The following is a 12,567-nucleotide window of genomic DNA, read 5'->3' as shown; positions in this document are numbered from 1 at the left end:
GTTCGTCGAGCCAAGATTTTGATACACGCTTCCTTCAGCCCTTACCTCACGATAAGCACCTTGCGTTTCTCTAGTGGTTGGTCGATGTGTACCCCCACAGTGGACTTTCACCACCTAGATAGTTGCCATGCCTGGCACACTACAAAAACCATGCTTAGACATCGTCTAAAGCATGGTAATTATTTAAACTAATATTAAACTGCTAAGTTGATTTTTTAGCTCATCCACTTATCGAATTCATTAACTGGAAGAAGTATTCAGGTTTATGGGTTTTATTTAGGTTATACCACGAATGCAATGTATCTGGTGCAAATACATTTATTTTTTTCAGTATCTCCATCGCAAATTCTAGAGGAGCTATTCCTGATGCAGTAACTAAATTCACATCAGATACCGCAGATTCCAACTCATAGAACCTTTCTCCTTTATAGTTAGGACATACCATTTTAGTATATTCTAAGTTATTGCTTGTGTGCTTTCTAGCATCCAAGTATCCCATATTCGCAAGGGCATCAGTTGCACCACAAATTGCAGCAACAATAGTGCCTAGCTTTAAAGCCTGACCAACTCTTTCCAAGATAGGTTGATGAATATCTTCACTCCAAGTAGTTCCACCCGGTAAAATTAAAAGATCTTTACTATCAAGAACACATTCATCAAGGGAAATATCTGGTTTTATAATCAGTCCACCCATAGTAGTAATCATTTCTTTATTAGCTCCTACTGTAATTACTTTTAAAGGTGCTAAATCCTTTTTGAAATATCTTCCTGAGTTTAGTTCAGCAATTAAATATCCATATTCCCAGTCTGACATTGTATTAAATACATATAGAAAAACTTTTTTGGTTTGCATCCAATAACACTCCAATCACATTTGATATAACCAACTATAGCATCACTTCCCTGACACCTAACGTCAGTTAAGTTATCAAATTTGATGGAATTCTATTAATTCGGACAGAACCTCAATAAGTCTTTTCTTAAGACTTATTGGTTCAATAACCTGAATAGATTTATTGTACGGTAAAAGCAAATAAGGTACATACGTATGTATCACATCTTTTTCAAGAAGAAAAACTGCCTGATTTAAAGTCCGCTCTTGTAAATAATATCCTAAAAACCAATGTTGGCAAATATCGGCCAATACATTTTTATCCCCACTAAGAACCACAGAAATAATCCCTTCTTTATCTTCTATAGTTGGAAGAAGATTATTTATAAAAAAGTCACGTGCTGAAAAGTTTTCTGGCCGGCTAAACTTATTTTCGGTTAGCATTAGGCTTTCAATACGGTCTACTCTAAAACTACGGATATCATTCCTAAGCTGGCAAAATCCAATCACATACCACTTATTATTCCAATAAATAATCCTGTACGGATTAACCAATCTATAGTTTAATTGCTTTTCACCATTTTTATGATAATTAATTTTGATTGAGCAACCGTTAGTTACTGCCTGCTCCAGCTCCTTCAATAAAGGTTCCATAGCGAGGGTACTGAATTGACTTATTACTTCAAGGCTAGATAAGTGTTGATTTATCTTTATTTTCTGCTCTTGATTTGAAAAATTTCTTAGCTTTGAAATAGCCCTATTTAGTGCTTTACCTCCATAATATCCCGCCTCTTCAGCAAAAATAGCAGCGTGAAATAATGAGGTTTGCTCCTCAGAATCAAAAAAAAGAGGGGCTTCAATAAAATTGTTCAATAAAGTGTATCCACCATTATGTCCTGCATCCGAAATGATAGGTACACCACTTATTGAAAGCGTATCAATATAACGATAAACAGTCCTTATATTCATCTCTAACCTTTCTGAAATTTGTTTCGCAGTAATTTTTTCACCAGAACTGAGCATCCAAAGAATTGCTAGTAAATTATCAGTTTTAGCCATTGAAATCCGCCTCTATTTGAAATTAATTATCTACTATATATATTTTAATTATAAGTGGATTTTTTGTAGTTAACATTTTAATTTAACCCATTTCCTTGAATTAGACTATTATGTCTTGTTAAGTATATTTCTCCGCAGTGTGTTGGCAATATTTAGTGAAGTATAATCAACTGCATTGTCACAATTCAGCTAATCAATGCAATAGTATCAAACTTTATTATAAATTCCAAAATTTACTTCAAATCTACACTTTTTCTCTAAATTATTTGTCTGCTACTTGTATGTTACGTATATGCTACGTGTGAATTTTCCCCTGTTTTTAAAGCACCGCATATACAGTAAACCCCCCCAACCATAGGTGGTTGAGGGATTTGCAAGTGTTGATTTATTAACGTTTTGAGAAATATTAAGATAAATTCTAAGCATAGTGAATACTTCACAATCCATCTATATCAACCTTTTATACATTTCGTCTTGGATAAAAATGTATAGCAATGAATAGAAAATGATGTTACTTGAACCAATTTGAACCGAAGTTGATGATGCTAGTCGAATACTTTATACTACTAGATTCGTAAAAGTTTTGAGTAGATATTGGTAATAAAAATAGAACTTCAATGTATTCTGCATTCAGAAGATGTCGTTTATGGCAGTATATTTTTTAAATGTAAAAAGGCTGAAAATACGCAAAAAGTAAATAAATATCCGCATATTTTTAGCCTTTTTATAATTTTGGGCATTAAACATTAGCGCCCTTTAATAGAATAAATCGGATGGGCCTTTTTAGACATATTTACCCTATTGAATAATTCCTTCACGCCACAGAGATTGTTTCCTAATGTTTACAACCCTTACTCTTGAATTCTACTTATTGTAGAAAATATCATAATTATCTTCACCAACAATATTTAACATCACACTTAGTGTAGCTCCAGATAAATCTGATTTTGATGTCTTAATTTCTTTTAAGAAGAAAGGTATTATTGCACTATTTAATTCCTTATATACATTCAAAAGCCTTGCTAAATGCAAATTATTATCAGCTGTTCGTATTGAGACCAGATATTCTTTCTCTGATAATTTATGTACAGTCTCCCCATGGACATCTTTAGAATAGGTGCCAAAATTATTATTTAAAGCATCCGACAAACCTTTATATTTGTGTTGAAAACCCTTATTTTCCAAGTTAGTTTTCAATGTACTAAATGATGCTTCTTTTAAATTTCCAATATTACAATCTAATAAAGAAACACAGAGTCTAAGTATATTTTCCACTATTGTACGAATTAAAATTTTATTTATAAACTCGTCATTTGACGGTAAATGATATAAAACTCTTAAATGTAATAAATAATAAGTTTCATATAATTCGCCACGCACTTTATCTTGGTTTTTATCTATATCTCTAATTAAATTCATAAAATGTATGTTACTTTGAATAACTTCATATATTTTTTTCATAATTCCAGTTTTAGGAACAGTAGAATTATGAAAGTACTCTTTAGCAAAATTCTCATATTTTAAAAACTCTATATTCAACAACTACTATTCTCCCCTTTTAAATCTGTCAAATAGCGCATCTGTATAATTTTTTTTCTTAATATCATCTTTTTTGAGATTATCTGACTTCTTATTAGGCTCTTCAATTACATCACTATCATCAGTTTCTTTAATCCAATTTTCTATATAAGCCTTAATATCTAGAGCAAAATTGTAATTAAATAATTTTGATTCTTTTTCGATTTCCCTTGAGATTCTTCCTATTATTAATGTTTTACTAAGATAAACATATGGCTTTATCTCCTCTTTAAATTTATCATTACTATTCTCTAAAAAATCTTTAATTTCACTATTTTTTTCGAATATTCCTGACAATAATAAACTGGAGATCACACCATATAGTTCCAGTTTTATTTTGTCTTCACTATCAGCTTTTTTTATTTTTGAAACCTTTTCATATATATTTTTAATCATTATATCCTCCTATTGTTGGACAGGTGTTTTAAGATGAATTATATTATTTTCTAATTCCCTTACAATTTTTCGTAAATTTTCGTAGGAGAAATCTGATTTAGAATCTGCAATAAAGTAATCTATCTTTTTAGGTATATATGGGTTAATTCGAAAAGGCTCATTGAAGAAATGAACATTTAGCCCTTTCAACACTTCACTCTGTTGAATGTCTTTAATCATATCCTTCATTCCTTGTTGGGTACTTCCGTCTCTAGGTATATTTGAGAATATTACACCTAAATGATCTAATGGAAATGCTTTGAAACGATCTCTATATACCTTTTTCAATCGATCAACTACTTGGAATAATAAATCTATCCCTAAAATTGAATATGAATCTGGGTGGATTGGAGACATATAAAAATCACTAGCTAACAAGGCTGCCGTAGTATAGAAAGAAAAAGTTGGTGGACAATCTAAGAAAATATAATCATATTTTTCCCTTATTTCGAAGTCTTCCATAAAGTTTTTTAGGGCATTTTCACTTTCTGAGCCCCCTGACGATCGTTCAAAAAATACTGCATTTAAATCTCCTGGTATAATAGCTAAATTCTCATTTAACTTTAAAATAAAATCTTCCATCTTTACACTTTCAACAATAGAAGTATACTCAAAAACATTACTAATAGTTGCTGTGCAAATTTTATAGTCTTTATTTCGTGCAGTTTCACTTTCATAATGATGCTTGAAGTTGAATCTTTCAAAAATTGACTGTGTTAAATTTCCTTGTGGGTCAACATCAACTAACAAAACTTTTTTATCATTAGCTGATAAATAATATGCAATTTCTTTACATAAAGTTGTTTTCCCGACTCCGCCTTTCATGTTTAACATTGCTATAACATTTCTTTTCATGATTATTCCCCCATAACTTTTTATTTTCTTCTATTATATAGTAACTATATTTAAAAATGTATAATTAAAAAACAATGAGGAAAAGTTTTATCATATCGTATAGACTAGGTAAACTATCGTTTATTTTATCTTGAAAAGAGATTCAAAAAGATTAATAATTATACTGCCAAAACCTACATCATTTAAATGCCAGAAACAAACTTCAATAAATATGAAGTTTTTACTTTACTCTACCAATGTGATATTAAATATCTTCTTTCCTAATTTTAAAACCTACATATTTATGAGTTTCCATCCCTAAAGTAGGTGCAAACATAACATTTGAAATTCCCTCTATAAGCTCTGGAATATTATCTATTCTTATTACCTCAATAGAGGGTGAGAGAAGATTAACAAATATTAAATAATCTATTTTTTCTTTGTATGTATATATCCAATTTAACAAATGCTTGTCAACGCTTATTCGATATGTCTCAAAAATTTCTGCTCGCTCATTTTCTCTAGAAACTGCTGTTTCGATATTAATGTCTATATATTCAATTAGGAAAATACCATGATTAGATGTGGAAATATTTTTATCGTAACTTTCTATATGCTTTACCCAATTCTTTTTTATTGAATTTACAATATTAAAATATGTATGTTCTTCAAATTCACGACCATACGAATGACTTAACAGTATTTCTTCTTCAATACTATCAAGATTACTTAAAAAATTAGTTTCACTATTTTTTTTAAAAACTATAGATTCCCTTTTCTGCTTTGCACCTTTTCTATTCTCTAAGGAGGAAGTAACTGCAAAATGTTCTATAAAGCCATCCTTAAAAACAAAATCGGGGAATTTAGTACTATTAGAATTAGGCTTAGCTTCATTTAACCATTTTTTCAATTCAACGTACTGTTTATTGGATAATCCAAAACAATCCTTCTCATTCTTATCATTCTTTACAAAATCTAAGCATCTTTGCTCGATATTATCCTGATATTCTTGATTTTTACTCATTTTACAGATCCTCTCTAATTTGATTACGGTCTATTTAAAAAAAGTTTCTCGTAATCATAAATTTTCAATATAAGTATATCAATTAATAATACAAGTATGTTTATTCACTTTATGTATTGCTATTATTTAAGTAATAACATTTTAATTGCAAATTAATTTTAAGGAAAATACACCTTCCATATGAGAGTGTATTGAATGCATAGTAATCCAAACTCATCATTTTCAAGCATTCCCATCTTAAAATACCCAACTGGCATATCAAATCCAATGTAATCAATCTTTGATTTAATCTGTCGTATAGTAAAAGACTCCTGTTTTTACACAAGAGTCTTTTGAACTATTCAAAAGGTAAGTTGAAACATACCTTAAATATTTAAATCCCCCCTCAAGAATCAATATTCTTTAAAATATGGGTATTTTATAAAATCCATAGGTTTGTGACAATATCAGCACATTTGTAATATAAGGATTCTGGTAACTCCATATCCTCTTATTTATCATTTTCCAATTCTATTGTTGCACGAGCAATCTCTATTAATTTCTTCAATTCTACTGAAAATTCATTAGGCTCAATCTTTTTGTCTAGTACTTGGCCGAATAAATCATATTGTTTCGAGAAAAATTGACTAAATAGCATATCTGCATGAGGGTGTTTTTCGTAAAAATCAATTGAATTCTTTAAAAATTGTATATTTTGTACGTCAATAGGTTCATTGATCCTCAGATTTTTCACCTTTTTAAACAGTTCATTAGATTCATTTTGAAGACTTTCTTCTATTGCTTTATTCAAACTCTCCGAAGGTATTGGCTTTAAATCATAAATCCATTCTTCTATTTCTGGTATTTTATTTATTTCCTCTAAATCTTCCTTTAAAGGTTTCTCTAGCCCTTTTAGAATCTCCCGAGTTATAGGAATCAAGCGAAAATCTCCATATTCATTATAATAAATATGACTGTTAATCAATTTTGCTGTTTCGTTTATTATTATATCTTTTGCACCTTCAATTTCTATAATTCCCGATAAAGCTTCCACATCTTTTTCAGGTATAAAACGCGTTCCATATACAAATTTTTTAATTGATTCCTCATGGTAATCTATACGTTTTTCTTTTGTCTGGAGTTTCGCAGTCAATTCCTTATATGAGAGTTTATTTTCGTTTTTATAATTCCTTAATATTCCAGCCGTTAGTACTCTGATTAATCTTGCATAAAGTCTTTCATCTTCCATTATTCTTTCCAATTCCTCATAAACTAATTTTACTCGTCTTTTTTCCTCTAAAATCATATTTTTCACTCCTAAGCTTGTTTGTAAGGTATTATATCGCAATTAGCCAGATAGAACAGGACAAAAACAAGATTAAATAAAATACTTTTTTGTTTTGTTTTTGTCCAATCTTTTCTATTAATCCCTGCAATACTATAAATATCAAGAAAACAGTGAGGTGATAAAAAATGAATTCATTACAGTTAACTAAACAAAAAAATAGAAAAGAAGGAGAATGAAAATGGATTATTTATTATTAATATTAGTTTTACTAATACTATTAGTTTCATTTTGTTTTAAAAGATATCTTGACTTAAAGGAGAAAGATGTTTTCCCACAATACACCAATGAACAATTACGATGGTTAAAAAATAAGGTAATATATCGAAGTTTAGAGAGAGAAATACAATCCGTGCATTTGAACCCTTCTGACGATAAATCTATCTGTTATCAAAATAGTAATCGAATTTATTGTATGGAAAACATTCGAACTTCAGATATAGAAGCTCTTCAGAAAGAGATTTCTGTAAACGGAGAATACCTTAATGGCAAGCTACAAGGAAGTTTACAGCAACAATACACGTACGGACAAATACCCAATCTAAAAGTCAGAGGAATGGCAATTGAAAATGGAAAATTCATTGTAGCAATGGAGTTAATAAAATGAATTTCTTCGCATTTTATGCCCTACAGAATAAAGGTAAAAAAATCTTTATAGATTGGGAAAAATCCCCTCATGCTCTCATTACAGGGGCAAGTGGAACTGGAAAAACTTTTGCAAGCAAATATCTCATGGCTTCTCTAGTAGAACAAAATCCAGAAATTGAGCTTTGCATTATTGATTATAAAGGCGATACAGACTTCGAACCTTTTGCAGACTTTCAAAATTGCTATCGCTACAATGAAGCAAAAGACGGTATCTTAAACTTTTTGGATAGATTTCATCAGCGACAAAGTGGAGTAGATACAACAAGAAAACCGCTCTATTTATTTATTGATGAATTTGCTAGTTTCTTAACAGTTTTAGACAAGAAGGAAGCAGAAGATTTTAAGAAGAAAATTGCAGAACTTTTGATGCTTGGACGGAGTTTCAATGTCCATATTATTATGGCCTTACAACGTGCTGACTCTTCGTACTTTGTGAATGGTGCTAGAGATAACTTCCCTATTCGATTAGGGCTAGGAAGACTATCAGACGAATCTAGGCGTATGTTATTTCCTGATATGGAAAAAGACGATTACATATCTTTGAAACGTGGAGAAGGATATTTACAAACAGATAGCTCAGATATAGTAAAAATTTTTGTCCCTGAGTACAACATGAAGCTTGCTAATAGCCTAATCGCTAAAGGTCTTAGCAAGAAAAAAGTATAGTTTAACATTAATATTTTTAAATATGTCCAAAGCTCTGATTGACCCTAAAAGCTGAGCCATCCAATGATATAGAAAGTTTTTAAGCTATATTACTATTTCTTTGGTGAAGAAGGGAGCCATAGATATGGCAGGTTACAGTATTAACTTAGAAGAATTATTAACTACAAACGCAGAGCCAAGGGAAAAATACAGGTATGTTAACGGTGAACGTACTGAAACGGTAGAAGGATATTCCTATCGGCTTATCGATGTTTCAAATGGTGAAATCTTAAATATTACAATTCCACTCAAAAAAAGTCTTGTACCACAAACATATGTAGAAATAGTCAATGCAATAGGAACACCTTTCGTTGCTAATAATAGAGCAACTTTAAGTATTAAGGCTGATGATATCCGTCTTATTGAATAGTAATCATTCTATGATTGGGTAGCGGTGCGGAGTCATAGACTCAAAGCACGCTACCCAATCATAGAAAAAAGTATTACAGATTGGTGTCAAAACGTTGAAAGCCTTTATTATCAAGGGGTGAGGGCTTGTTATCACCCCTAAAAATTAAGATTCCGGTGTTGCCAAATATCAAAAAAGGAGTCCTTGTTCATGGTTAAAGCAAAAAATATGATGTACGTCCAAAGTTTAGAACACTTACCCTTTAAAGATTTAACAGAGTGCTTAGTACATATTGAGAAAGAGCTAAACCCTATCAAATACGCTGCTATCCTTCATAACAAGGATATAAACGAAGGTGGCTCTCTTAAAATACCACACATTCATGTAATGTTACAATTTGAAAATGCTAGAAGTATTGCTAATGTTGCAAAACTACTAAAGGATAGTCCCCAATATATTCAACAATGGAAGGGTGACTCTACAAACGGTTACTCTTATTTGATTCATGCTACTATTGACGCCCAAGAACAACATCAATATGATGTCAATGAAGTAAAATCCAACTTTGACTACAAAGATTTAATAGAAAAAGCAAAAAAGGGCGTTAAATTCACCTTAACTGGAAAAGATGAATTAATTATCAAGGGACTACTAGACAAATTATATATAGGCAAAATCTCCAAAGAAGAGGTAGAGAAACAATTATCGGGTTCACAATATGCGAAGGCTAAAACTCGTATTGACTCCGTTTATCAAAAGCATATGGAAGTTGTAGCAGTTGAATGGAGAGAATACATGAGGGAAAACAATCTATCTATTGAAGTTATTTGGATCTATGGAGATTCAGGCGTAGGAAAAACAAGACTTGCAAAAGATTATGCTTCTCAATATGGTGAAGATTATTTTATTACTGGTTCTAGCAGAGATCCATTTCAACATTATCAAGGTCAGAAAATTATTATTTTAGACGAATTAAGACCGTCTACATTTCAATACAGTGACTTACTAAAAACGCTTGACCCTTTCAATGATGATGTAATGGGAGCTAGTCGATACTTCGATAAACCACTTACTGCAAATATTTTTATTATTACTTCCCCATATAAACCTAGAGATTTTTATTTAAAAATAATAGAGGAGAATAAGAAATTTGATTCACGTACTGATTCCTTCAAACAACTGGCGAGAAGAATAAACCTAATTTTGTACCTTGATAAGGATTCAATACAAACTGCTTTTTATGACAGCAAACTAGATAATTTTTTTCTTGAAAAATCAAGTAAAGAACCGAACCCATATATTGAAGTAACAAAGGGTGAAGATAGTTTACAAAATTGGACTACCGAAAAATTATATAAACAGGTAATAAATGCAATTAAAAATAAGCCTGTCATCAAGCCAGCCAAAGCAAATGATGACAAGCCACAAGACAATTCACAAAATGTCTTATTCTAAATATCTCATTTTTCTCAAAAAAGAAAAGAGAGGAGTATCAATTCATGGTGAACAAGGAATGTTTCTCTTTTCCCTATTTACTAACAAGAGAGCAAGCATCTCGTTTTCTAGGTTTAGACCCAAAATCATTTGATAAATATATACGATCACACAGTGAACTTAACCGTTTCATGATTGGTCGACAAGAAAGATACACAATAAAGTCTTTAATAAATTTTATCGAGGGACAATCTGTTTAAATTACTATTAGTTGATAATATGCCAAATTCGGAATACAATACGGTTGTATTCAACTGGCATCTATCAACTATCTTTATGAAAGGATTGATAGTATGGCTAGTATTATAAAAAGAGGAAAATCGTATAGAGCGCAAGTTTCCTTATACAATCTAGGAAAACATAAAAAGCTTTCTAAGACTTTTCCAACGAAGAAAGAAGCACAACTTTGGACATTAGAAATGGAATTAGCGAAAGGAGAAGGTAAAGAACTTGCACAGAGAACAACAACCTTTGCGGATTTTTTCGAGAATTGGATTTATCTTGTAAAAGTAAATGATGTTAAGGAAACAACATTTCAAAATTATATTCGCACTTTAGGAGTTATCAGAAACTTATTTCAAGAAATTCAATTAAAAAACTTAAATGATATTGTCGTTCAAAAGAAAATTGATGAATATGCGAAAACACATTCTCGAAAAACAACACATGAGGTTCTTCTTAAAATAAAAACATCTTTGCGCGATGCATATGCCCGTGGTTATATTGCGAATGATTTTGCTCGTCTAGTAAAAACACGTGGAGAAAATCCACCTAAGCGAAACAAAGCCTTATCTATAACAGACTTTAAAAAGCTTCGTAATTACGTTTTACAGCATCCAGAAGACGAGTTTAACTTACTTATATTACTCGCATTAGAGACAGGTATGCGACGTGGAGAGCTATTAGCAATACGACCTGAGAGTCTTTATGAATATGGAGTAAAAGTTAGGCATTCGATCAGTCCTACTTCTGATGATACATCATTAAAGACACAAAATGCCAAACGTGATGTCTCTATCAACAGAGAAGTGTATGAGCTTATACGTAACATTCCCGTTAAAGATAATGGTTATATTTTTGGCTTTACTGGCTTCAAACAATCAGAACTATTAGCTGAATTATTAACGAAATTAAACATTAATAAAACAACATTCCACGGCTTAAGGGATACGCACGCATCATTCCTATTTGCTCAAGATATAGATATCGCTTATGTCTCTATGCGACTTGGACATATAAACGTTCAAACAACGCAAAATTATTATCTTGAATTAATGCCAGAAAAAAAGCACCAGCAAGATGCTGATGCTTTATCTCTACTACGTTTATTATGATTTTCAAGCTGATTTGAACCAACTTGAACCAAAAAACGTTTGTAAACGTTGATACAATAAAGAATTGATTAACGTTTTGAGAACTGTGGTGCACGACGAGCGCCTTTAAGACCGTATTTTTTACGTTCTTTCATACGAGCGTCACGAGTTAAGAATCCAGCGCGTTTTAATGTTGTACGGTATTCTGGATCTGCTTCTAATAATGCACGAGCTACACCATGACGAATTGCACCAGCTTGGCCAGTAAATCCTCCACCATGAACGTTAACTAATACATCATAGCTACCTTCTGTTTCTGTAGCTGCTAATGGTTGTTTAATGATTGTACGAAGAGTTTCGTATGGGAAGTATTCTTCCGCATCACGTTTATTTACAACGATACGTCCAGTACCTGGAACTAAACGTACACGAGCAGTTGAGCTTTTACGGCGTCCGGTACCGTAGTATTGTACTTGTGCCACTATAGTAACCTCCTTTTAATTATCCGCGAAGTTCGTAAACTTCTGGTTTTTGTGCTTCATGTTTGTGTTCTGCGCCACGATAAACATGTAGTTTTTTGCCCATTTTACGACCTAGGCTTCCTTTTGGTAACATCCCTTTAATTGTTATTTCTAACATTTGCTCAGGATATTTTTCACGCATTTCACCTGCAGTACGCTCTTTTAATCCACCTGGGTGGTTAGAGTGACGACGGTAAAGTTTGTCAGATAATTTCTTACCTGTTAATTCAATTTTATTCGCATTAATGATGATTACATGATCACCAGTATCTACATGCGGTGTATATGTTGGTTTGTGCTTTCCGCGAAGGATAGAAGCTACTTCACTAGCTAAACGACCTAACGTTTGTCCTTCAGCGTCAACAACGTACCATTTACGCTCAATATTTGCTTCATTTGCCATGAAAGTTGTACGCATGATTGGTTTACCTCCTGTATCTGTTATTCCATA

General features: G+C 31.7%; 15 protein-coding genes. 6 read left to right on the top strand and 9 right to left on the bottom strand.

Translation table 11 applies throughout. The annotated features are described in order from the left end of the window. Positions 1 to 220: 220 nt before the first annotated feature. The 7 genes from ACFOZ1_RS15910 to ACFOZ1_RS15880 all read right to left on the bottom strand — a co-directional run bounded on the left by ACFOZ1_RS15910 (position 221) and on the right by ACFOZ1_RS15880 (position 7,047). Complete coding sequence (locus ACFOZ1_RS15910; RefSeq protein ID WP_390200861.1) at positions 221 to 853, bottom strand: type 1 glutamine amidotransferase family protein; 633 nt, start codon at positions 851 to 853, stop codon at positions 221 to 223. A 75-nt stretch (positions 854 to 928) separates the two neighbouring features. Next, the gene (locus tag ACFOZ1_RS15905) at positions 929 to 1,891 is read right to left on the bottom strand and encodes a helix-turn-helix transcriptional regulator (protein ID WP_390200859.1); all 963 of its coding nucleotides are present in this window, start codon (positions 1,889 to 1,891) and stop codon (positions 929 to 931) included. Positions 1,892 to 2,755: 864 nt separating this feature from the next. Beyond that, positions 2,756 to 3,433 (bottom strand): hypothetical protein, encoded by a 678-nt coding sequence (locus ACFOZ1_RS15900; RefSeq protein ID WP_390200858.1) that lies wholly within the window; start codon positions 3,431 to 3,433, stop codon positions 2,756 to 2,758. 3 nt (positions 3,434 to 3,436) lie between these two features. Beyond that, on the bottom strand, positions 3,437 to 3,865 hold the full coding sequence (locus ACFOZ1_RS15895) for a hypothetical protein (protein WP_390200856.1): 429 nt from the start codon (positions 3,863 to 3,865) through the stop codon (positions 3,437 to 3,439). A 9-nt stretch (positions 3,866 to 3,874) separates the two neighbouring features. After that, on the bottom strand, positions 3,875 to 4,759 hold the full coding sequence (locus tag ACFOZ1_RS15890) for a ParA family protein (RefSeq protein ID WP_390200854.1): 885 nt from the start codon (positions 4,757 to 4,759) through the stop codon (positions 3,875 to 3,877). 244 nt (positions 4,760 to 5,003) lie between these two features. Further along, positions 5,004 to 5,762 carry a hypothetical protein gene (locus tag ACFOZ1_RS15885; RefSeq protein ID WP_390200852.1) on the bottom strand — a complete coding sequence of 253 codons (759 nt, stop codon included), beginning with the start codon at positions 5,760 to 5,762 and terminating at the stop codon, positions 5,004 to 5,006. A gap of 490 nt (positions 5,763 to 6,252) precedes the next feature. Beyond that, positions 6,253 to 7,047 carry a hypothetical protein gene (locus ACFOZ1_RS15880; RefSeq protein WP_390200850.1) on the bottom strand — a complete coding sequence of 265 codons (795 nt, stop codon included), beginning with the start codon at positions 7,045 to 7,047 and terminating at the stop codon, positions 6,253 to 6,255. Positions 7,048 to 7,267: 220 nt separating this feature from the next. Here ACFOZ1_RS15880 and ACFOZ1_RS15875 point away from each other — a divergent pair, with 220 nt between their 5' ends. The 6 genes from ACFOZ1_RS15875 (at position 7,268) to ACFOZ1_RS15850 (ending at position 11,616) form a co-directional block, all read left to right on the top strand. Beyond that, entirely contained in the window at positions 7,268 to 7,693 is a 426-nt protein-coding gene (locus tag ACFOZ1_RS15875; RefSeq protein ID WP_390200848.1) for a hypothetical protein, read from the top strand. Then, entirely contained in the window at positions 7,690 to 8,400 is a 711-nt protein-coding gene (locus tag ACFOZ1_RS15870; RefSeq protein WP_390200846.1) for an FtsK/SpoIIIE domain-containing protein, read from the top strand. The genes ACFOZ1_RS15875 and ACFOZ1_RS15870 overlap by 4 nt, the downstream gene beginning before the upstream one ends. Positions 8,401 to 8,524: 124 nt before the next feature. Then, positions 8,525 to 8,809 carry a hypothetical protein gene (locus ACFOZ1_RS15865; protein ID WP_390200844.1) on the top strand — a complete coding sequence of 95 codons (285 nt, stop codon included), beginning with the start codon at positions 8,525 to 8,527 and terminating at the stop codon, positions 8,807 to 8,809. A gap of 189 nt (positions 8,810 to 8,998) precedes the next feature. Then, entirely contained in the window at positions 8,999 to 10,243 is a 1,245-nt protein-coding gene (locus ACFOZ1_RS15860) for a Rep family protein (RefSeq protein ID WP_390200842.1), read from the top strand. 44 nt (positions 10,244 to 10,287) lie between these two features. Then, on the top strand, positions 10,288 to 10,482 hold the full coding sequence (locus tag ACFOZ1_RS15855) for a DNA-binding protein (RefSeq protein ID WP_390200840.1): 195 nt from the start codon (positions 10,288 to 10,290) through the stop codon (positions 10,480 to 10,482). A gap of 93 nt (positions 10,483 to 10,575) precedes the next feature. Next, entirely contained in the window at positions 10,576 to 11,616 is a 1,041-nt protein-coding gene (locus ACFOZ1_RS15850) for a tyrosine-type recombinase/integrase (protein WP_390200838.1), read from the top strand. Positions 11,617 to 11,684: 68 nt separating this feature from the next. Here ACFOZ1_RS15850 and rpsI read toward each other — a convergent pair whose 3' ends face one another. Continuing rightward, positions 11,685 to 12,077, bottom strand: a complete 393-nt coding sequence (rpsI, locus tag ACFOZ1_RS15845; protein ID WP_390200837.1) for a 30S ribosomal protein S9 — start codon at positions 12,075 to 12,077, stop codon at positions 11,685 to 11,687. A 19-nt stretch (positions 12,078 to 12,096) separates the two neighbouring features. Further along, positions 12,097 to 12,534: a 50S ribosomal protein L13 gene (rplM, locus tag ACFOZ1_RS15840; RefSeq protein WP_390200836.1), complete on the bottom strand. Its 438-nt coding sequence runs from the start codon at positions 12,532 to 12,534 to the stop codon at positions 12,097 to 12,099. Positions 12,535 to 12,567 lie beyond the last annotated feature (33 nt).

Origin of the sequence: Gracilibacillus marinus (genome assembly GCF_042651725.1) — a bacterium.
Lineage (GTDB): Bacteria > Bacillota > Bacilli > Bacillales > Amphibacillaceae > Gracilibacillus > Gracilibacillus marinus.
This window is presented reverse-complemented; position numbering and strand designations above follow the sequence as displayed.